14 protein-coding genes and 1 tRNA gene are annotated in these 20,872 nt (G+C 68.6%); 9 read left to right on the top strand and 6 right to left on the bottom strand.

Annotation, left to right across the window (positions count from 1 at the left end; all coding sequences use genetic code 11):
* Positions 1-39 precede the first annotated feature (39 nt).
* From ACH4F6_RS05125 to ACH4F6_RS05115, 3 genes are read left to right on the top strand one after another with little or no spacing between them, the layout of a single operon-like run.
* Entirely contained in the window at positions 40-2,031 is a 1,992-nt protein-coding gene (locus ACH4F6_RS05125) for an N-6 DNA methylase (RefSeq protein ID WP_397958497.1), read from the top strand.
* Entirely contained in the window at positions 2,028-3,344 is a 1,317-nt protein-coding gene (locus tag ACH4F6_RS05120) for a hypothetical protein (RefSeq protein WP_397958496.1), read from the top strand. The genes ACH4F6_RS05125 and ACH4F6_RS05120 overlap by 4 nt, the downstream gene beginning before the upstream one ends.
* Positions 3,341-6,523, top strand: a complete 3,183-nt coding sequence (locus ACH4F6_RS05115; protein ID WP_397958495.1) for a type I restriction endonuclease subunit R — start codon at positions 3,341-3,343, stop codon at positions 6,521-6,523. The genes ACH4F6_RS05120 and ACH4F6_RS05115 overlap by 4 nt, the downstream gene beginning before the upstream one ends.
* A gap of 60 nt (positions 6,524-6,583) precedes the next feature.
* On the opposite strand, the gene ACH4F6_RS05110 is transcribed toward ACH4F6_RS05115, so the two are convergent.
* Together ACH4F6_RS05110 and ACH4F6_RS05105 are read right to left on the bottom strand one after the other, a co-directional pair.
* Complete coding sequence (locus ACH4F6_RS05110) at positions 6,584-6,790, bottom strand: DUF397 domain-containing protein (RefSeq protein WP_397958494.1); 207 nt, start codon at positions 6,788-6,790, stop codon at positions 6,584-6,586.
* Positions 6,787-7,641: a helix-turn-helix domain-containing protein gene (locus ACH4F6_RS05105; RefSeq protein WP_397958493.1), complete on the bottom strand. Its 855-nt coding sequence runs from the start codon at positions 7,639-7,641 to the stop codon at positions 6,787-6,789. The genes ACH4F6_RS05110 and ACH4F6_RS05105 overlap by 4 nt, the downstream gene beginning before the upstream one ends.
* Before the next feature lie 120 nt (positions 7,642-7,761).
* Here ACH4F6_RS05105 and ACH4F6_RS05100 point away from each other — a divergent pair, with 120 nt between their 5' ends.
* The gene (locus tag ACH4F6_RS05100) at positions 7,762-8,241 is read left to right on the top strand and encodes an ATP-binding protein (RefSeq protein WP_397958492.1); all 480 of its coding nucleotides are present in this window, start codon (positions 7,762-7,764) and stop codon (positions 8,239-8,241) included.
* Positions 8,242-8,342: 101 nt separating this feature from the next.
* Positions 8,343-9,935, top strand: a complete 1,593-nt coding sequence (locus ACH4F6_RS05095) for a protein kinase (protein WP_397958491.1) — start codon at positions 8,343-8,345, stop codon at positions 9,933-9,935.
* 208 nt (positions 9,936-10,143) lie between these two features.
* On the opposite strand, the gene ACH4F6_RS05090 is transcribed toward ACH4F6_RS05095, so the two are convergent.
* Positions 10,144-11,814 (bottom strand): DUF262 domain-containing protein, encoded by a 1,671-nt coding sequence (locus ACH4F6_RS05090; RefSeq protein ID WP_397958490.1) that lies wholly within the window; start codon positions 11,812-11,814, stop codon positions 10,144-10,146.
* A 293-nt stretch (positions 11,815-12,107) separates the two neighbouring features.
* On the opposite strand from ACH4F6_RS05090, the gene ACH4F6_RS05085 reads away from it, so the two are divergent.
* The 3 genes from ACH4F6_RS05085 to ACH4F6_RS05075 all read left to right on the top strand — a co-directional run bounded on the left by ACH4F6_RS05085 (position 12,108) and on the right by ACH4F6_RS05075 (position 17,137).
* Positions 12,108-13,778, top strand: coding sequence for a DUF6119 family protein (locus ACH4F6_RS05085; protein ID WP_397958489.1), 1,671 nt, complete (start codon positions 12,108-12,110; stop codon positions 13,776-13,778).
* Between the two features lie 208 nt (positions 13,779-13,986).
* Positions 13,987-16,155, top strand: a complete 2,169-nt coding sequence (locus tag ACH4F6_RS05080; RefSeq protein WP_397958488.1) for a UvrD-helicase domain-containing protein — start codon at positions 13,987-13,989, stop codon at positions 16,153-16,155.
* A gap of 250 nt (positions 16,156-16,405) precedes the next feature.
* Positions 16,406-17,137 carry an EcsC family protein gene (locus ACH4F6_RS05075; protein WP_397958487.1) on the top strand — a complete coding sequence of 244 codons (732 nt, stop codon included), beginning with the start codon at positions 16,406-16,408 and terminating at the stop codon, positions 17,135-17,137.
* Positions 17,138-17,295: 158 nt separating this feature from the next.
* On the opposite strand, the gene ACH4F6_RS05070 is transcribed toward ACH4F6_RS05075, so the two are convergent.
* The 3 genes from ACH4F6_RS05070 to ACH4F6_RS05060 form a co-directional block, all read right to left on the bottom strand.
* Positions 17,296-17,380, bottom strand: a tRNA-Leu gene (locus tag ACH4F6_RS05070).
* A gap of 405 nt (positions 17,381-17,785) precedes the next feature.
* Entirely contained in the window at positions 17,786-18,463 is a 678-nt protein-coding gene (locus tag ACH4F6_RS05065) for a GntR family transcriptional regulator (RefSeq protein WP_397958486.1), read from the bottom strand.
* 149 nt (positions 18,464-18,612) lie between these two features.
* Positions 18,613-19,560 carry a beta-ketoacyl-ACP synthase III gene (locus ACH4F6_RS05060; protein ID WP_397958485.1) on the bottom strand — a complete coding sequence of 316 codons (948 nt, stop codon included), beginning with the start codon at positions 19,558-19,560 and terminating at the stop codon, positions 18,613-18,615.
* Positions 19,561-19,942: 382 nt separating this feature from the next.
* On the opposite strand from ACH4F6_RS05060, the gene fdhD reads away from it, so the two are divergent.
* Complete coding sequence (fdhD, locus tag ACH4F6_RS05055) at positions 19,943-20,791, top strand: formate dehydrogenase accessory sulfurtransferase FdhD (RefSeq protein ID WP_397958484.1); 849 nt, start codon at positions 19,943-19,945, stop codon at positions 20,789-20,791.
* Positions 20,792-20,872 lie beyond the last annotated feature (81 nt).

The raw sequence follows: 20,872 nt of genomic DNA, 5'->3' as shown, positions 1-20,872 counted from the left end.
GTCATCCGTACCGGCCCCGGAAGGGAAACGGAAGAAGTCTTGAACAGCAGCAAGCACACGGAGTTGGCGAACCACGCGTGGTCCGTCGCCGACCTCCTGCGGGGGGACTACAAGCAGTCCGACTACGGCAAGGTCATCCTGCCGTTCACGGTGCTACGGCGGCTGGAGTGCGTTCTGGAGCCGACCCGCGAGAAGGTCGCCGAAATCGCGGAGCAGTACAAGGACGGCGACATCGACCCGGACCGCTTCCTGCGCCGGGCCTCGGGCCACTCCTTCTACAACCGGTCTGGCCTGACCCTGAAGAAGATCGCGGCGGACCCGCAGAACGCGGCTAAGAACCTCGCGGTGTACGTGGGCGCGTTCTCCGACAACGCCCGCGGCGTGCTGGACCGCTTCGAGTTCGCCCAGCAGATCAAGCGGCTGGACAGCGCGGGGCTGCTCTACCAGGTCATCGGCAAGTTCACCGACCTGGACCTGCGTCCCGAGGTCGTGCCCAACCACAACATGGGCTACATCTTCGAGGAACTGATCCGCCGCTTCGCAGAGCAGTCCAACGAGACGGCCGGTGAGCACTTCACCCCGCGCGAGGTCATCCAGCTCATGGTGCGGCTGCTCGTCGCCCCGGACGGCGACGCGCTCCAGCTTCCGGGTGCGGTGCGCACGGTCCTCGACCCGGCCTGCGGCACGGGCGGCATGCTCTCCGCGATGGACGACCTGATCACGGAGCTGAACCCGGACGCCACGGTGGAGGTGTACGGGCAGGAGCTCAACCCCGAGTCGTGGGCGATCTGCCGGTCCGACCTCATGATCAAGGGCCAGGACCCGGAGAACATCGCCTTCGGCAACTCCTTCTCCGACGACGGCCACAAGCGCAAGACCTTCGACTACATGCTGGCCAACCCGCCGTTCGGCGTGGAGTGGAAGAAGGTCAAGGACGAGGTCGAGCGCGAACACAGGGAACTCGGCGAGGCCGGCCGCTTCGGCGCGGGCCTGCCGCGCATCAACGACGGTTCGCTGCTGTTCCTCCAGCACATGATCGACAAGATGAAGCCGGTCGACGTGGACGGCGGGGGCGGCTCACGCCTCGCGATCGTCTTCAACGGCTCGCCGCTGTTCACCGGCGCGGCCGGCTCAGGCGAGTCGGAGATCCGCCGCTGGATCCTGGAGAACGACTGGCTGGAGGGCATCGTCGCCCTGCCGGACCAGCTCTTCTACAACACCGGCATCTCGACGTACTTCTGGATCCTGACCAACAGGAAGAACCCGGACCACAAGGGCAAGGTCGTCCTGCTGGACGCCCGCGACCAGTGGCAGAAGATGCGGAAGTCGCTCGGCGACAAGCGCAAGCAGCTGGGCAAGGACCACATCGCCACGGTGGTCAAGCTGTACGGCGAGGCCCTGGCGGTGGCGGGCGACCCGGAGCACCCGCTGCACGGCAAGGTGAAGGTCTTCCGCAACGAGGACTTCGGCTACCAGCGGATCACGGTGGAACGCCCACTGAAGCTGCGGTTCGAGATCACGGAGGAGACGCTGGCGGCACTGGAGGCGTCCAAGGCGATCCAGAAACTTCCGCAGGCCCCGGCCCTGGCGGACGCCTTCAAGTCCCTGATGGGCACGAGCTGGGCCACGAAGCAGGAGGCCTGGCTGGCCTTGAAGGACGCGGTGGTCCAGGGCGGCGGGACATGGCCCACGGGGGCGCCGTTCAACAAGGCACTGCGCGAGGTGATCGGCGTCCGGGACCCGGAGGGGGAGGTCCAGCTCTTCAAGGACCAGTCCGAGCCGGACGCGGAGCTGCGGGACTACGAGAACGTGCCACTGGGCGAGGACATCGAGGAGTACCTGGCGCGGGAGGTCCACCCGCACGTGCCGGACGCGTGGATCGACCACAGCAAAACGAAGATCGGGTACGAGATTCCGTTCACGCGGCACTTCTATGTTTACACGCCGCCGCGGCCGTTGACGGAGATCGACGCGGAGTTGAAGGCGCTGGAGGCGGAGATTCAGGGGCTTCTGGGGGAGGTCACGGAATGATTGGCGCAGAACAGTGGCTTCGCTCAGCACCCGCTCACTGGACTCGTGGACGTCTCAAGGATCTCATTTCCTCTTCGTCTAACGGCACCTGGGGCAGTGACCCGGTCGAAAATGGTGACAACGTCCGCTGCATTCGTGCCGCAGACTTCGATCGTGTGAGCCGTCGCGCAGAACTCTCTAACGCGCCATTGCGCTATGTGGAGCCGTCGTCACTCCGTCAGCACCTTCTGCGTCCCGGTGACCTTGTTCTTGAGAAGTCCGGTGGCGGCGAAAAGCAGCCCGTGGGCATGGCTGTACTGTTCACTGGCACAGACGCAGCAGTCAGCTCTAACTTCTGTGCACGCATCAAACCATCTGCCGACGTCGACTCCAGGTTCCTGAGCTACGTGTTCGCCGCCGCATACGGGCAAGGACTGACTCAAGCCGCGATTAAGCAGACTACCGGCATCCAGAACCTCGACACTGGGGCATTTTTCGCGTCGCGTTGGGCCTTCCCTGAGAAGGAGGAGCAGCGCCGCATCGCCGACTTCCTCGACACCGAGACCGCGCGTATCGATGGCCTCGCCGCCAAGCAATCCATCCAGTCACAACTCCTGGCCGACAGGGACGTCAGCGATCTTTCTGAGGTCTACCAAAACCTGATGCAGGAGTACGGCGCGATTCGACTCCGCCACATGTTGGTGCGCATCGAGCAGGGCTGGTCCCCTCAGTGCGAGGATCGGCAAGTTTCCGGCCGCGAATGGGGAGTGATAAAGGCCGGTTGCGTAAACGGAGGAATCTTCGATCCTGCACAACACAAGGCGCTTCCGGATCAAGTGCCGCCGCGCCAAGAATACGCCTTGAAGGAGGGGGACCTTCTCATGTCGCGAGCAAGCGGTTCAACGGAACTCATTGGCAGCATTGGCATTGTTCCTGAGCTCGAGTACAACTTGCTCCTGTGCGACAAGGTCTATCGACTCGGCTTGGATTCCAGGCTAGGACGGACCGACTTCGTTGCCCACATGCTTCGCAGTCACATGGTGCGTGAACACATCAAGATGGGAATCTCCGGGGGAGAGGGTATGGCCAACAACCTACCCACAGCCGTTGTAAAGGACTGCGTTCTGCCCAAGGCTTCCCTGAGTGTGCAAGCGTCAACGGCGCGGAAGCTCGATGAAGATTTCTCGCGAACGGCGCGCGTACGCAACGCTTTGCAGCGGTCGATCAAGCTACTCGCCGAGCGCCGCCAAGCCCTCATCACCGCCGCCGTAACCGGCCAGTTCGACGTATCCACCGCCAGCGGCCGCAACGTCTCCGAAGGAGTCTCCACATGAGCCCCGTGCACGACGAGTCGTCCTTCGGCTCCGCCATCGTTGCCGCGCTCTGCGAGCGCGGCTGGCGGGAGGCGAACCCGGAGGACTACCAGGCCGACCTCGGCCTAGACACCAACGAGCTGTTCACCTTCATCGGCGCGACTCAGCCCGACGAGTGGGACGAACTCCTCACCGTCTACGGCGGCAACCCCAACGAGGCGCAGCGTGGTTTCGCGCAGCGCCTCGACCGGGCCATCGCCGATGACGGTCTCCTCCACGTCCTCCGCAACGGCGTGAAGGACCGCGGGGTCCTGCTCCGCGTCGCCTACTTCAAGCCCAACCTCATCTCCGCGGACTCGGTCCTCGACGGCTACCGGGCCAACCGTCTCACCGTCGTCCGGGAGCTCCCCTACGCCACCAAGCAGGCGGACTGGGGCCACCGCCTCGACCTGGCCCTGTTCCTCAACGGCATCCCCGTCGCCACCGCCGAGCTGAAGAACCCGCTCACCGGTCAGGGCGTCGAGCAGGCCAAGGAGCAGTACCGGACCGACCGCGACCCGACCGAGCTGATCTTCACGCGGCGCGTCATCGCCAACTTCGCGGTCGACCCGGACCTGGTCTTCGTCACGACACAACTCCGTGGCAAGAGCACCCGTTTCCTGCCGTTCAACACCGGCTCGAACGGCGCCGGCCAGCCCGGTGGAGCCGGGAACCCGGCGCCCACCGCCCACGGCACGTACGCCACCTCGTACCTCTGGGAGCAGGTCTGGCAGCGGGACAACTGGCTCGACCTCCTCCAGCGTTTTGTGCACCAGCAGAAGGAGAAGACGCCCGGCGGCGGCACCACCAAGTCGACGATCTTCCCCCGCTTCCACCAGTGGGACGTGGTCCGGAAGCTCACCGCGCACGCCTCCGTGCACGGCGCCGGCCAGAACTACCTGATCATGGCCTCCGCCGGCTCCGGCAAGTCGAACACCATCGGCTGGCTGGCCCACCGCCTCAGCGACCTGCACGCCCGCCGGGATCCTGCCGTCCTGCGACCCGACGCCCTCGCCGACGGCCGCATCAAGCCGGGCGAGCCCGTCTTCGATAAGGTCATCGTCATCACCGACCGCCGAGCCCTGGACGCCCAGCTCTCGGCGACCGTCGGCAGCTTCTCGCAGACCGACGGCCTGGTCGTGAAGATCGACGAGAAGCACGGGGCGAAGAGCGAGCAGCTCGCCCGTGCCCTCTCCCGGGACACCGGCAAGATCGTCACGGTCACCCTGCACTCGTTCCCGGCGCTGCTGAACTACATCAAGGACAACCCGACCGAGATCAAGGGCACCCGCTTCGCGATCATCGTCGACGAGGCGCACTCCTCCCAGTCCGGCGACGCCGCCACCGCCGTGAAGTCGGCCCTGCGCGACCTCGGCCTGGACGCCGACTCGGACGACGAGGGCGCGACCAAGGTCACCGTGGAGGACAAGTTGAAGGCGAAGGCGGTCGAGCGCTCCCGGGCCGCCAACCTCTCCTACTTCGCCTTCACCGCCACCCCCAAGTCCAAGACCCTCGAACTCTTCGGCACGGAAGGCGTGGAGAACGGCAAGACCGTCTACCGCCCCTTCCACACCTACTCCATGCGCCAGGCCATCGAGGAGGGCTTCATCCTCGACCCCTTGCGCAACTACGTCACCTATAACACCTACTGGAAGCTCGCGAACCTCAACCACGACGAGAAGGAGGTCGACCCCTCCAAGGCGAACAGCCTGCTCGCCCGGTTCGCGCTCATGCACGAGCACACGGTGTCCCAACACGCCCAGGTGATCGTCGAGCACTTCGTCGCCCACACCCGCGGCCGGCTCGGCGGACGGGCCAAGGCCATGGTGGTCACGGCGTCCCGCCACTCCGCCGTGCAGATGGCCCGCGCCATCCAGAGTTACATTAAGGACCGCGACTACGACACCAAGTACCCGGACCTCGGCGTCCTGGTCGCCTTCTCCGGCTCCCTCACCATCGACGGCGAGGAGACCACCGAGAGCAAGGAGAACGGCGGTCTGTCGGAGAGCGCGCTGCCCAAGGCGTTCGGCTACACCCGCGCCGACGACAAGGCCGCGAAGGCCGGCGGCAAGGGGCAGCAGGAGTACCGGATCCTCGTCGTCGCCGAGAAGTACCAGACCGGCTTCGACCAGCCGCTCCTCACGACGATGTACGTCAACAAGACGCTGACCGGCATAGCCGCCGTGCAGACGCTCTCGCGCCTCAACCGCACCGCCGACCGCAAGTCGCAGGCCGACCTGGCCGTCCTGGACTTCGTCAACGACGCCGAGGACATCCAGGACGCGTTCCGCCCGTACTTCGAGGAGGCGCACACCCTGCCCTCCGACCCGAACCTCCTCTACACGGCCCAGAGCCGGGTCATGTCCGCGCCGATCATCTCGGAGCAGGACATGGACGGGTTCGTCGCCGCGTACTTCGAGGCGCAGGAGAAGGCCGGCGGTTCCCAGGCCAAGTGGGAGAAGCTGCACGCCGAGCTGTACCGGCTCCTCTCCCCCGCCGTCACCCGCTTCACCCACCTCCTGGAGAGCGAGGAGGAGGACGACGTAGAGACGGCCGAGGAGTTCCGGGCCAACCTCAACGACTACGTCCGCAAGTACGGCTTCCTCGCGCAGATCGTTCCCTACCAGGACGCCGACCTGGAGCGGCTGTACCTGTACGGGCGTTACCTGCTCAACCGGCTCCCCCGCCTCGCAGACGGCGGCGTCGACATAGGCGAGGTCGACCTCAGCCACCTGCGCGTCGAGAAGACCGGCGAGCACGACAAGTCCCTCGTGCCCGACGGCCCCGCCGAACTCAAGGGGTTCGGCGACGGGGTCGGCGGTGGCAAGGACGCCGAGAAGTCGCTGCTGTCCGATCTGATCGAGAAGTTCAACGCGAAGTTCGGCACGGAGTTCACCGAGGAGGACGTCCTCCCGGCCTTCAACGCGACGAAGAAGGACCCGAAGGTCCGGGCCGCCGCCCTCGTCAACGACGAGGAGAACTTCGGCGTCGTCTTCGACAAGAAGTTCGAGGAGAACATGATGGACCATGTCTCCACGATCGACACGCTCGGCAAGCGGTACTTCGGCACGGACCGGGACTTCAAGTCCAACCTCGACCGGAGCGCTCGCCGCGCGGCCTGGCGGATGATCCGCCGCGAAGAAGGGCTGGACGACTTCTGACAAGGCGAGCGGGCCCGGGGCGACGTGCGCCCCGGGCCCGCTCGCCTTACGTCCGCCCGTTCAGCGCTCGGCGGCCATCCGCACGAAGCCGTCCCATGCTTCGCAGCCGAACGCGAGCCTGGCCGCTGCGGGCTGCTTCGAGTCCCTGACAAGAACGGCGCCAGGCGCAACAGCGACCTCGATGCATTCGCCACCGTTACCCGTGCTGTAGCTGCTCTTGGTCCATGCGGCCTCGGGCACAGCCGCCTTGCTGTGCTGCACGCTCATGTCTCTCCCATCAGTTGCTTGATGAACGCCGCTGACTCGCTCGGTGTCAGGGCTTGTGATCGGAGGATGCCATAGCGTGCTTCCAACGTACGCACGTATCCAGCGTCGGTGTAGATGCTGCTGTGATCCTGTACTTCCGCGTACGCGATCCGCTGTCCCCTGTCGGTGTCGATCAACGAGAAGGGACCGCCCAGCGCGCCGTTGTCTTCCCGTTCGATCGGCATGACCTGCACCTCCACGTTCCTAGACTGGCCCGTAACGAGGATGTGTTCCAGTGTCTCGCGCATGACTTTCGCGCCGCCGAACGGCCTGCGCAGCACGGCTTCCTCGATCACGAAGCTCATCAAGGGTGCGGGGCGACGGAGGAAGATCTCCTGACGCGCCATGCGTGCCTCAAGCCGCTGCTCGATCACGTCGTCTTCCAGCAACGGCCGCTGCATGTGGAAGACCGCACGTGCGTAGCCTTCGGTCTGCAACAGACCAGGCACGGCGTACATGGCGTACAGGTTCAAGGCCGTGGCTTTGGCCTCAATCCGAGCCATGTCTCGGAACATTGCCGGGTACTGGGCCTTCCCCACCTCTTCCTTCAGCGCACGAAGCACACCCCCTGCCCCCAGCACTTCATCCGCCTTGTCGATGAACGACGCCTGCGGAATCCGCCTCCCCTGCTCGATCGAAGCCACGGTGTCCGCCGAGTACCCCAGCCGCTTCCCGAACTCCGCCCGCTCCAGCCCCGCCCGCGTCCGCAGCAGCTTCAACTGCCGTCCGAACGCCGTCACCACGCCCGTCCCGGGCTCGTCCTCCGGCCGCCGCTGCTGCCGTACCGTCTCCTCGTCCCGCACCTCGGTCACCGTCTCGCCGCCTCTCCCCGCGTACCGTCCCGTACAGCGCCCGCGCCCACTCCGTACGAACCCCCGGAAGCAGCGCGTCACCACTGGTCACGCTAGGCCACATCACGCCACCGTGAGTGCATGACCGCAACACAATCACCCGTCACGGTGCACCGGTTCACGATGCGCTTCAGCTCCACCCCGCGCGGCGCCCGCCTCGCCCGGCGCATGTGCGAGCACTGCCTCGACGCCTGGGGCGTCCCGTACGACAGCGACGCGCACGACGCCCTCACGCTCGTGGCCGCGGAGCTGTGCGCCAACGCCGTGCGGCACGGGCACGTCGCGGGCCGGGACTTCCGCCTGTGCCTGACCGCCACCCCGGCCACCCGCACCGTGCGGATCGAGGTCACCGACACCCGGGGCGAGAGCCTCCCCCGCCTCCCCGCCACCGCGACGGACGACGGCGAGGGCGGACGCGGTCTGCTGCTCGTCGCGGCACTGGCCGACCGCTGGGGCTGCGCACCACGCCCGGACGGCCCGGGTAAAACAGTCTGGGCCGAACACACGGTGGACACGCTGGACATGGTGGCGCGATCCGGCCCGTCCACCGCGTCCTCATAGGACCCGGCTGGACGCAGTAATCCCTTTCCGGGGAAACTGGCCGCGACCGACGGGGCTCGGGAGAACGAGCGAGCACCAGTGAGGACGCGGGGCGGGGACAGGTGCCGGACAGACCGATCGCGGGCCGCTACGAGCTGCTGGAGCGGCTCGGCCACGGCGGCATGGGCGATGTGTGGCGGGGCTACGACGCGGTGCTGGACCGGCCCGTCGCCGTGAAGCGGATCCGGCCGCAGGCCGTCGCCGCCACACCGCAGCTGGCCGAGGAGTTCGAGCGGCGTTTCCGCCGCGAGGCGCGGATCACCGCCCGCATCCAGCACCCGGGTGTGCCGCAGGTGTACGACGCCGTCCTCGACAGCGGCCACGAGCACCTGTTCCTCGTCATGGAGCTGGTGGAGGGCGTCCCCCTCACCCGGTACGTGCACCAGGAGCGGCCCCTCCCGGTCAGCTGGGCGGTGGCGGTCGCCGCGCAGGTCGCCACCGTGCTGTCGTACGCGCACGACGTGCCCGTGGTGCACCGCGACCTCAAGCCGTCCAACATCCTGGTCGCGCGGGACGGCACGGTGAAGGTCCTCGACTTCGGCGTCGCGGCGATCCTGCAGACCGACGTCACCAGGCTGACGGCCTCCGGCCGGCCCATCGGCACACACCAGTACATGGCGCCCGAGCAGGTGCGCGGCACCCGAGTCACCCCGCGCACCGACCTCTACGCCCTCGGCTGCGTGCTCCACGAACTCCTCTGCGGCACGCCGCTGTTCAGCGCGCACAGCGACTTCGAGCTGATGGACCGGCACGTCCGGGCCGCGCCCACCCCGCTGCGGCGGCTGCGCGCCGACGTGCCGGAGGAGCTGGAGGCGCTGGTCCTGCACCTGCTCCGCAAGACCCCGGAGAGCCGGCCGGTGGACGTGCAGGAGGTGTACGAGCGGTTGATGCCCTTCCTGCCCGCGCCCGGGGAGTCCTCCGCCCTCGGGGAGGCGGGGCCGCCCGGGGCGCCGGACCCGACCGGGCTCTACCGCCGTCCCTACGCGCCCCGCGCCCGGGTCGAGAGCCGTCCCGGGGCCGCCCCGGACGCGGCGGCGCCCGGCCGGGTCGCCGAGCACGTGGTCTCGCCGCCCGAGCGGGAGCTGCTGCGGGCACAGTTGCGGGAGGTCGACGAGCACTACATCGCCCTCATGGAGGAGGAGCGCTACACGCAGGCCGCCGAGGTCGCGGGCGAGATGATCGAGCCGCTGGCGCGGGCCCTGGGCGCCGAGAACAAGGCCGTCCTGCGGCTGCGGCGCCGCCGGGCGGTCAGCCGTCAGCTGGCGGGCGACCACCGGGCGGCCCTGCCCGAGTTCGAGGCGCTGGCCGAGGCGTACGGCCGCATCAACGGGCCGACCGACGAGGCCGCCCGTGACTGCCGCGCCCAGGCCGCCCGCTGTCGCGGCGAACTCGGCCAGGTGACCGAGGCGCTGGCGGAGCTGCGGAGGGTCCTCGAGGTGGAACGGGCCGTCGAGAGCGACGTCAGCGACGCGGCCGTGGAGCTGCGCCGCGACATCGGCGTGCTGCTGATCGGCCAGGGCAACCCGCGGGAGGCCCGGGCCTGCCTGGAGGCCCTGTACGAGGACGTCGTGCTCGTCCACGGCCCGCACCACGACGTGGCGGTCGAGGCCGCGGAGGTCCTGGCCATGCTCCGCCGGGAACTCGACGGCGCGTGACCGGCGCAGCCCGGCCGCGAGAGCCGGTGAACGGACGCCCGCGGCCTAGCCAGTTCGCCACCCGCACCCGGGCATGAGACCAGTTGTACGCCTCGCTGACGGGACAGCCCAGCCCGTTCCTCCTGCGGGAACAGGGCCGACTGTAGGCAGCAGCAGTCGTGAGGAGCCGGTGACAGGTCCACGCGGCTCCCTGCGGAGCCTGTCGGCATCAGCTCCGAGTCGGTGTCGGCGCGTTCGTTTCCTCCGCGATCACTTCTTCGTCGGCCGGCGGCTCATCGATCTCCTGGCGGACAGCCTGACCCGTGTAGTCGGGCAGGCCCAGCAACCGATTGAGGGCGTTGGCCATCAGATGCCTCCGGACAGCCAGGAATTCGGGGAAGCGGTCCAGGGAACGCAGTTCCTGGTCTTCGGGAATCCACTGCTCGGCCAGCCGCTCCGCCGCGATCCCGACCATGTACTCCGCAGGCAGCTTGGAGGAGATCACCTTGTTGGTATGGCCCGTCACAAAGGCGAGGTTGGCCAGGCTGTTCCACTCTTCCTTGGGGAACGTCGACTGGACGCGCGCTTGAGGAAAGACATGGTGAAACTCAATCTTGGCGCGGGAGTTGACGGGCCGGTCGTTGATCGCGGTGTTGGTCGCCCAGTCCTTGGCCCTCATCTCGAGTGCGGCGATGTAGAGGAGACGGAAGAAAGGATGGGTCGAGTACTTCTGCTCCAGGTCCCGCGGGTGGATCGGACTGTCCACGGAGCGCGGACCGAAGGCACGGCGGATGAGCTCAGTGAACAGATGCTCCCCTGTCCGCTCCTTGACCAGCCGCGCCTCGGCGTCGAGTTTCCCCTCCACCTGCAGGGAATAGTGGCTGAAGGCCATCGCGGTGTAGACCCACCGGCGCAGCAGTCCAGCCTCCTCGGGCTGCAGCTTCCCCTGGCGATGATGCAGGAGCAGCGCAGGAACCACCACGACGTTCGGTGACGTGAGTACGTCCGACCGGGGAATACCGCACTCTCCGCGAAGGAAGTCGACGGCGAGACGCAAGGCTGTTTCCGTGGCCTGCCACGCCTCCTTGAGGGCGGCCCCGTCCATGGTGGAGCCGATCAGCTTGATGTGGCGAGCTGTAGTCCCCGCGAGCAGACTCATGAGACGCAGGACCGCCTCCCGGTCGAGTCCGAAACCGACGTCCCTCAACTCGTCATGGAAGGCATCCATCGTCTGCAGGCCCTCCGCCCAACGGGCGGCGATCGCGCTGTAGACGAGGTCCCCCTTGGACAGCCGGCGCCCGCCCTTGTTGAGACGAGCGAAGACCTCGGCGACCTCCTCGTAGTCGTCGGAGCTGTAGGTGATCACCACGATCTGCTGCTTGCGGATGTCGTTGACCCGCTGAAGCCGCTTGGTCCACTCCCTGAAATCGGGGTGCCCCATTTCGACACCGGCGTCCATGAGGAGCTCGTAGAACTGGACGCCTTCCTGCAGGATCGTAGAAACGGGGATGAGGAGCGGGTCCTTGCGCTGCACCGCGCTCGGGTTGACGAACTCCTCGGTCCGCACGTCGAAGCGGAGGTCGATGAAACGGCCGTCGGCCTTCGACTCGGGCCGGTAGACCCATGCGAGCGAGGTGAGCCGCTGCTGCCCGTCCAGGAGATACAGCGGTTTCCGGGAGGACTTGGCGGACTGGACGACTGCCGCGGTCCGGAAGGGCACCTCCAGATTCGTCTCCCACAGGAGCAACGCTCCCACGGGGTAACCCCGGTAGAGGGAGTCGAAGAGGTCACGTACATCGGTGCGCATCCAGACGAAGTCACGCTGGATGGACGGGATGACGATCTTGCCCTGCAGCAGATCTTCCACCGGAGAGACGACCGGCTCGTTGGACTGCTTCACACTCTCCCCCACCGATTTGAGCGCTTTGCAGCCATGTTAGCCACCTCTGGCAGTCGTCGGCACGACACACCAACCCCTCGCACCAACAACGCCACATCTCCATTTTGTGCTTGACAGGGCTTTCGTTCATACGGGACTTTGAGGAAGCTTCCATCGTGAACGCTCTTCCGCAAGTAAGGGCCTGCCCGGAGGAACACGCCTCCGGCCGGCCAGCGGTTGCCCGAGCCGGAAGAGCACAGGCTGATGGCCGGCACGGACGAGTCCTGCCGTCGCGCAGAGAAAAGGAGCCAGTCATGAGCAACAGGAAGGCGACCCGGAAGTCGACTCTCTACCGGCTCACCCTCCCGGACCGGGGTGAGACCGACCTCCGGACGTACGTACGCGACCGATACCTGAAGAGCGACAACCACTCGGTCGCGGCCTTCGCCCGCGGTGCCGTCGACGGTTTGGTGGTCACCGGCGGTGTCCGGAAAGGTCGCGCGGACTGGTGCGACGCGGTCCAGACGATCACGGGGGTCGATGTGGACGTGGCCAGCCAGGCCGCGGCCGGACTTGTCATCACGCGAACCCCGACCGCGGTCTACGCCCTGACGTACGGGGTGGGCCACCACATGCTCGAATCGGATTACAAGGACGACGGCTTCGGGCTGGAGTTCGCCACCCGGAGTCTGGACGAGGACGGCGTCATACGGATCCGAAACCTGATCATGGACGGCCGAGGACGAGTGGACGAATCGTCCGTCTCCCGGGGAGACCGAATCGACGGGTTCGGCATCGATCGCTACGGAGCCATCGTCAAGCGGTTGAGCGGCACGGTGAGCGACATCGCGCTGACTTCTGTCAGGGAAGGGCGGAAGAGTCAGATTCGCGTCGAGTGCGCCGACAGTGCCATCAAGCTGCCACTCGCAACCCAGGTCGACGACTTCCTCAGCGACCTCAGGGCCATCGAGGAGGTCTGTGCAGGGCAGCCCCATCCGGACCTGCTCTTCATCGACCGGATCAGGGCTCTGCCCGCCTCCAGCCCGAAGGTTGAAAAGGCCCGGCAGGTCCTCGACGAGTTGCTGGCGAATCCGGCGGGTGAGCGATTGGCCCTGGGCGTTCCAGAACAGTGCCTGGACAGCGTCAACTCGGCTCAGTGCTTCCGGATCAAGGGCCCCGGCCGTCCCCGCGTGGAGGTGGCGGATCTCGAACTCTCCGACCTGCTGGAGTACGTCCGCGGCAAGCCGGCCGGCACCCGCCTGGAGGCCTTGGAACACGTACGTGTCACGCTCTTCAGCGATGAGGACTGCCAGACCCCGGCCAGCAGCGCCGTCAAGGGGACGCACTGGCTCCTGGCCGATGTTCCGGTGGGATCCGCTCGCTTCTTCTACAGCCACGGACAGTGGTACGAGGTGGGTGCCATCTTCGTCGAGACACTCGAGGACGAGTTGCGGCAACTTCTGGGGAAGGCCCCGACGGTGTCTCTCCCGCCGTGGTCGAAGGGGACGAAGGTCAAGAACCGGGACTCCCACGACGAGGACTGGTACAACAAGCAGGTCGCCAAGCAGGAGGGTTACACGCTCTTCGACAAGTCGAACCCGGTCACCAAGAAGTTCCGAGGTGGCGGCCTGGAGATCTGCGACGTACTCGGCCCCGAGGGCCAGTTGATCTGCATCAAGAAGGCGGACAGCAAGACGTCACCGCTGAACCACCTCTTCGCCCAGGCGTCCGTGGCCGTCGAGGCCCTTCGGACCGATCCTGAGATGCGAGCGGCGTTCCAGCAGCAGGTTGCGGATCGCGCGGCCGATGAACAGGCTCCGGACAGCGGAGCCTTCCATGTGGTTCTGGGGATACTCCTCAAGGACGGGGAGGACATCACCGTCACCTCTCTCTTCGCGTTCGCCCAGGTCTCCCTCCTGCAGCACGTCAGGCGGCTCCGCGCGATGAACGCCGAGGTGGAAGTGATCACCATCCGCCGGCAGTAGCAGGAACGCGCGGTCACTCAGCGCACGGGCTCGGCACGGCACCGCTCGAGGGAGCCTGTGCTCCGGCTGCTACGGCGAGCCGCGCCCTGCCCTCTGGCGATGGCCGCTCCGTCATCCCGTCGGTCCGTACATCACGGCCCTCACCGTCGGCTGACCGCCGACTCGTCCACGGCCCGCGGTCGCGCCGGGACGGCCTTAAAATCCCGGCATGCCGCACCTCGCCCTCGACAAGGCCTTCTGCCAGCAGCTGGAGAAGCTCGAGAAGCACGTCAGGAACGGCGTGTTCGACGCCTGGGAGAAGTTCGAGCGGCTCACCCTAGACCAGCTCTTCAAGGACCCGGGCCTGAAGCTGGAATCCCTGAAGGGCGCCAAGGACCGGCAGATCCGGACCATCCGGATCACCCAGGGGTACCGCGGCGTGGTCCTCGCGCCCGAGACGGGCGACACCTTCGTGCTGCTCCGGGTCGGTCCGCACGACGAGGCCACCGGGTGGGCGGTGAAGCAGAAGGCGACCATCAACACCGTCACCGGCGCCGTGGAACTCCGCGAGATCGCCACCCTGGAAGAACTGACCCCCGCCTACGAGCGCATCGCGCCCGCAGAGGAGCGGCGGCTCTTCGCGAAGGTCTCCGACGGCGAGATGGCCGCGCTCGGCATCGACGCCACCACCCTCGCGCAGGCACGCGTGCTGACCAGCCTGGAACAGCTCGACGTCTTCGGGCCGTTCTTCCCGCCGGACCAGTACAAGGTGCTGGAGCACCTGGCCCTCGGCGCGAGCGTCGAGCAGACGTGGCAGGAGGTCGTCGTGCCGGCGCTGGCCGACGCGGCTTCACAGGAGCCCGTCGACACCATCGACTTCGCGACCGCCATCGCGCACACCCGCACCCGGATCGCCGTCGTCGCGGACGCCGACGAACTGCGCGACATCCTCGACAAGCCGTTCGCCGCCTGGCGGATCTTCCTGCACCCCGCCCAGCACAAGGTCGCCTACCGCCCGTCGTACTCCGGCCCCGCGCAGGTGACCGGCGGGCCCGGCACCGGGAAGTCCGTCGTCGCCCTCCACCGGGTGCGGCACCTGCTGCGGCACCTGCGCGACGGCGACCGCATCCTGCTCACCACCTTCACCAACGCCCTCGTGGACTCCCTCACCGAAGGGCTCTGCCTGCTCGTCGACGACCCGGACCTGCGCGACCGGGTCGACGTCATGACCGTCGACGCCTTCGCCGGACGCGTGGTCAACACCTCGCGCCGGCCGCTCACCGGGTACGAGGAGACCGCCCGGTGGGAGCAGGCCGCGGAGGCCACCGGCTTCACCGGCACCCCGCAGTTCCTCGCCCAGGAGTACAAGCACGTCGTCCTCGCCCAGGACATCCGCGGCCGGGAGGAGTACGAGGGCTGCGAGCGCCGGGGCCGCGGCAGCGCGCTGCCGTCCTCCGCCCGACCGCTGGTGTGGCGGACCGTGGAGGAATTCACCCGGCGGCTGGCCGAGGACGGGCTGCGCACCTACCTCGGCACCTGCGGGGAGGCCACCGACCTGCTGACCGAACAGGGGCCGTGCTACCGGCACGTCGTCGTCGACGAGGCCCAGGACCTCCACCCGGCCCAGTGGCGGATGCTGCGCGCGGCCGCCCCGCGGCGCCCCGACGACCTGTTCGTCGCGGGCGACCCGCACCAGCGGATCTACGACAACCGGGTGTCGCTGAAGTCCCTCGGCATCAACGTCTCCGGCCGTTCGACCAAGCTGCGCAAGAACTACCGCTCCACCCAGGAGATCCTCAGCTGGGCGACGGGGCTCCTGCTCGGCCGCCCCTACGCCGAACTGGCCGACAGCGGGCGGCACGACACCCTGATCGGGTACAGCTCCGCCCTGCACGGCTCCGGGCCGCGCGTCCACGCCGCGGAGACGGAGGAGGCCGAACTCGACGCCCTGGTCGAGCAGGTGCGTGCGTGGGTGGACGGCGGCGCCGCGTACGGGGAGATCGGGATCTGCGCGCGGTTCAACAAGACCTGCGAGAGGGCCAAGGACCGTCTGATCGCGGCCGGCGTCCCCGCCAGCCGGGTCCGCGCGGGAGTCGCCCGCACCGACGACGCGGTCAACGTGGGCACCATGCACACCTTCAAGGGTCTCGAGTACCGCTACACCGCCGTCGTCGGCGTCAACGACCGTGCCGTGCCGAACCCTTCGGCCATCACCCCGAAGGAGGTCGACCGGCTCCAGCACGAGGCCGACCTCGCCGCGGAACGCTGCCTGCTGTTCGTCGCCTGCACTCGGGCCCGGGACGGCCTGTACGTCTCATGGACCGGGCAGCCGAGCCCCTTCCTGGTGGAGGCCGGCTGTGGAGCGGGACAGCCGACGCAGTCCACTCAACTTCCCTGAATCGAGCGCACATAAGCAAACGGAAGCAGTTTGACGGCGCTTTCACTCTTATGGGAAGGTGTAGCCGCTTCAGCTCGTGAAGGACGGCGCGGCGAAGGACGTCGCGACGTGAGGGGTGGGCGGGCGGTAGCGAGGGGGATGTGGCTTCAACTGCCCACCGTCTTGCCGGGGATGCCGGCGACCGGAATCCTTCTCCTGCCCGCAGCAGTGCGGGACGCTCCCGGTGGAGCGCTCGCGGAAGGGGTGTGTGATGGCCGACGGGAAGACTCCTGACGAGGGAGCGGTCGAGAAGGCCGGGCGGTGGATCGCCGATCTCGCGGAGAAGGTCATGGTGAACGGCGTGGGGCCGGTCACGGGATCGGTGACCTGGGCCGAGGACCGTCTTTCGCGTCGGCAGGGCGCCGACTACAAAGCACCTGATGACGATGAGCGCCGTTCCCCCGAAGACATGAAGGACGACATCGACGCGGTCATAGCCCGCCTCATCAAGGAGTCCGTGGCCGCGGCCGGCACTCAGGGGTTCGTCACCGGACTCGGAGGTCTGATCACCGCGGGCGTGACGATCCCTGCGAACGTGGCCGCGTCCATCGCCATCAACATGCGGATGGCCGGTTCCATCGCGCACCTGCGGGGATGGGACATCCGTGATCCGCACGTGCGGACCGTCGTGATGATGCTCGCGATCGGGATGAGCGCGCAGAACGTCCTGGCGGCCTTCGGGGTGAAGGTCAGTCAGAAACTCGGCGAGCAGATGATCAAGAAGATCCCGGTGGCGGTGATCCATGCGATCAACAAGAAGGCCGGGTTCCACCTCGTCGCGAAGTTCGGGACCAAGCGCGCCGCGATCACGCTCGCCAAGGGGATCCCGATCCTGGGGGGCATTGTCGGAGGGGCTGTGGACGCGGGAGCGACCGCTGTCATCGGACGGGCCACGGACAAGGCCCTGCGCGACGGCAGCCTGCAGGCCGAGGAGCCGAAGTAACGAAGAAGCGAACGGAGAGGCCGCGTATCGGCTCCGGAACACCGGGGCCGGCGCGGAAGCCTCACTCCGGGAAGCTCCGGGCACCACGATCAGCCACGAAAACACCGCGAAGGCCCCGACCGTCAGGTCGAGGCCTCAAGGCGTATCGTCAAACTGAGTGTCCGAGGGGGGACTTGAACCCCCACGCCCGATAAAGGGCACTAGCACCTCAAGCTAGCGCGTCTGCCATTCCGCCACCCGGACCAGGTGTATGCCGTCATGCGGAGGTGTTCCCCGCGGCGACATGGACAACAATACCAAGCTTTCGGAGTGCCTCTCACCCGCATATCCGCTGGCCGGACGCCCGGCCGGGGACCGCTCCGCGAAGGGGCCGAGGGGTGACGAGAAGCGACCGTGCGGTCACGGTCGCCGTAGAGCCCCCCCGGCGTGGGTCCGTGCCGGGGCCGGGAGGCGGCACCGGGTTCGCCGGGCAGGGCGTACGGGGACCGGTGGCAGCCCGGGCCACACGCGATGGCTGGCGGTCGGCGCTGCCGCCCGGAGCACCTCTCACCCGTGGGCGGTGCACCGCGGGCGAGCCCCCTGACGATGCGCCCCGGACGACGCACCACGGACGATGTACAGCGGGCGTGCCCGGAACCGTCTTCCGGGCTACGCCCCCTGACGCGCGTGGTAGGAGCGGCGCGTGTGCTCGGTGTGCTCCCGCATGAGCCGCGTGGCGCGCTGCTCGTCCCCCTCCACGAGGGCGGCGACGAGGTCCCGGTGCTCGATCCACGACTGGTGTCCGCGCTGCCGCGCGACAGGCGTGCAGTACCAGCGCACCCGTCGGTCGACCTGCGCGGCGAGCTGGGCGAGGACCGCGTTGCCCGCCAGCTCCATGATCTTGGCGTGGAAGCGGGCGTCGAGGGCGACGGCGGCGTCCACGTCGTCGGAGGCGACGGCCAGCGTGCCCTGCGCCAGGATCTCGTCCAGCGCCTCGATGCCGGCCCGGTCGGCGTGCGAGGCGGCGAGCCGTGCGGCCTCGGTCTCCAGCAGGGTGCGCACGGTGAGGAGTTGGTCGGCCTCCTCGTCGGTGGGCTCGTGCACGAACGCGCCCTGGGCGGGCCGCAGGTCGACCCAGCCCTCGGTGTTCAGCCGCTGCAGCGCCTCGCGGACCGGCTGGCGGGAGACGCCGAGGTGCCCGGCGAGTTCGCTCTCGACGAGGTGCCGGCCGGGCCGCAGCGCGCGGGTGGTGATGAGCTCGAGCAGCGCCTCGTAGACACGCTCGCGCAGGGGGCCCGGGCGTTCGAGCCTGGGCACCGCACCCTGCGGCAGTCCTGTCGACGACATCGGTCGGTCCCCCTCCTGGGCGGCGACGGGCGCCCGCGGCCGGACAGCCGGTGTCGATCGTCCCGCGTCCGCCGTCCGCGGCTCACTGTGGCCAGGGCCGGTGCGCCCGACCGGCGCCCCCGTCGGCCCCGGTCCCGCCCACCGTCCGTTCACGGGCAGCGTACGACCTGGCCGGCGTAGGAGAGGTTGCCGCCGAAGCCGAACAGGAGCACCGGATCGCCGCTGGAGACGGCGCCCTGCTCGACCAGCTTGGAGAAGGCGAGCGGGATGCTGGCCGCGGAGGTGTTCCCCGATTCGGTGACATCGCGGGCGACGACGGCGTTGACGGCGCCGATCTTCTGCGCGAGGGGCTCGATGATGCGCAGGTTCGCCTGGTGCAGGACGACGGCGGCGAGGTCCGCCGGGGTGAGGCCGGCGCGCTCGCACGTCTCCCGCGCGAGCGGCGGCAGCCGGGTGGTGGCCCAGCGGTAGACGCTCTGGCCCTCCTGGGCGAACCGGGCGGGCTCGCCCTCGATGCGCACCGCGTGCCCCATCTCCGGCACCGATCCCCACAGCACGGGGGCGATACCGGGTTCGGCTCCGTCGGGGCACGCCTCGATCACGGCGGCGCCGGCTCCGTCGCCGACGAGGACGCAGGTGGTGCGGTCGCTCCAGTCGGTCACCTCGGACATCTTGTCGGCGCCGATGACCAGCGCCCGGCGCGCGGCGCCCGCCCGCACGGTGTGGTCGGCGGTGGCCAGCGCGTGGGTGAACCCGGCGCACACGACGTTGAGGTCCATCGTCGCGGGCCGCGGCACGCCGAGGCGGGCGGCGACCCGGGCGGCCATGTTGGGTGAGCGGTCGACGGCCGTGGAGGTCGCGACCAGCACCAGGTCGATGTCGGCGGGTGCGAGTCCGGCCGTCGCGAGCGCCTTGGCGGCGGCGTGCGCCGCCAGTTCGTCCACGGGTTCGTCGGGTCCGGCGATGTGGCGCGTGCGGATGCCCACCCGACTCGTGATCCATTCGTCACTGGTGTCGACCATGCCCGCCAGGTCGGCGTTGGTGAGGACGCGGGCGGGCTGGTAGTGGCCGACGGCGACGATGCGCGAGCCGTTCATTGGGTGATCCCCTCGGTGCCGTGGGTAGCGGGATGGCCCAGTCTGATCAGTGACTCACGGGTACGAGGGCGCGTGAAGCGACAGGAAACGGGCGTCGGGCTTGTCGGCTTCCCGCTAACCCTCGGACACCCGAGCAGTCCTTCGCCCGGCCGTGCGACGGGGGTCGGGCGAGCGCCGGGCGGGCACCGGGACGGACCGTCGCGGACGCGGACGACGACCGTGCGCGCGTGCCGCCGCACGGGATGCGGCCCCGCGCTCCCCGTGCAGGACAATGAGATCGTGAAGGTCACCTCGCCGCACCACGGCCCGGTGACCCACGGCGACCTCCGCAGCGAGGACCGCTTCGACTGCCGGCACGTACAGAACCGGGGCTGATCACCACATGGGACGAGTCACCGAACGACGCAAGGTGCTCCGCATACGCGACGGCGCCGTCTCCAGCCGGCCGGACACCCTGGTGGCCGAGGAGCCGCTGGAGATCCGGCTGAACGGCAAGCCGCTCGCCATCACCATGCGCACGCCCGGTGACGACTTCGCGCTGGCCGCCGGATTCCTGGTCAGCGAGGGCGTCCTGGCCGCCGCGTCCGATCTGCTGAACATCGTCTACTGCGCCGGGGCGACGGCGGACGGCTCGAACACCTACAACGTCGTCGACGTGAGGACCGCCCCCGGCGTCACGGTCCCCGACATCACCCTCGAGCGGAACGTCTACACCACCTCGTCGTGCGGCCTGTGCGGCAAGGCGAGCCTGGACGCGGTCCGTACGACGGCCCGCTGGCCCATCGCCGACACTCCCCCGGTGCGGGTCGCGCCGGAGCTGCTCGCGAGCCTGCCCGACCGGCTGCGCGCGGCCCAGCGGGTCTTCGACCGGACCGGCGGGCTGCACGCGGCGGCCCTGTTCTCCGAGGACGGCGAGCTGCTGGACGTCCGGGAGGACGTGGGCCGGCACAACGCCGTCGACAAACTGGTCGGGCGCGCCCTGCAGAACGCGGAACTGCCCCTGTCCCGCACGATCCTGCTGGTGTCGGGCCGGGCCTCGTTCGAGCTGGCGCAGAAGGCCGTGATGGCGGGCGTCCCGGTGCTCGCGGCGGTGTCGGCGCCCTCGTCGCTGGCGGTGGACCTGGCCGCGGAGACGGGACTGACGCTGGTGGGCTTCCTGCGGGGCAGCTCCATGAACGTGTACGCGGGTGAGGACCGCGTCGCCCTGCGGGCCGCGGCCGCCCGGGACTGAGGCGGCCGCCCGCGGCACGGCGGCGGGCCCCCGGCCGGCGGGGAGCGCCGCTGCGCCGCGGGGTCCCCGTCCCGGGCCCCT

The sequence above is a fragment of the Streptomyces sp. NPDC017936 genome, from assembly GCF_044328485.1.
GTDB lineage: Bacteria > Actinomycetota > Actinomycetes > Streptomycetales > Streptomycetaceae > Streptomyces.
Note: the sequence above shows the minus strand (reverse complement) of the source record. Positions and strands in the feature narration are given on the sequence as shown.

Bases quoted from the DNA above. Each gene is read 5' to 3' on its own strand.
- ACH4F6_RS05120 (WP_397958496.1), top strand. From the start codon at position 2,028: ATGATTGGCGCAGAACAGTGGCTTCGCTCAGCACCCGCTCACTGGACT.
- ACH4F6_RS05115 (WP_397958495.1), top strand. From the start codon at position 3,341: ATGAGCCCCGTGCACGACGAGTCGTCCTTCGGCTCCGCCATCGTTGCC.
- ACH4F6_RS05110 (WP_397958494.1), bottom strand. From the start codon at position 6,790: ATGAGCGTGCAGCACAGCAAGGCGGCTGTGCCCGAGGCCGCATGGACC.
- ACH4F6_RS05100 (WP_397958492.1), top strand. From the start codon at position 7,762: ATGACCGCAACACAATCACCCGTCACGGTGCACCGGTTCACGATGCGC.
- ACH4F6_RS05085 (WP_397958489.1), top strand. From the start codon at position 12,108: ATGAGCAACAGGAAGGCGACCCGGAAGTCGACTCTCTACCGGCTCACC.
- ACH4F6_RS05080 (WP_397958488.1), top strand. From the start codon at position 13,987: ATGCCGCACCTCGCCCTCGACAAGGCCTTCTGCCAGCAGCTGGAGAAG.
- ACH4F6_RS05075 (WP_397958487.1), top strand. From the start codon at position 16,406: ATGGCCGACGGGAAGACTCCTGACGAGGGAGCGGTCGAGAAGGCCGGG.
- ACH4F6_RS05065 (WP_397958486.1), bottom strand. From the start codon at position 18,463: ATGTCGTCGACAGGACTGCCGCAGGGTGCGGTGCCCAGGCTCGAACGC.
- ACH4F6_RS05060 (WP_397958485.1), bottom strand. From the start codon at position 19,560: ATGAACGGCTCGCGCATCGTCGCCGTCGGCCACTACCAGCCCGCCCGC.
- fdhD (WP_397958484.1), top strand. From the start codon at position 19,943: ATGGGACGAGTCACCGAACGACGCAAGGTGCTCCGCATACGCGACGGC.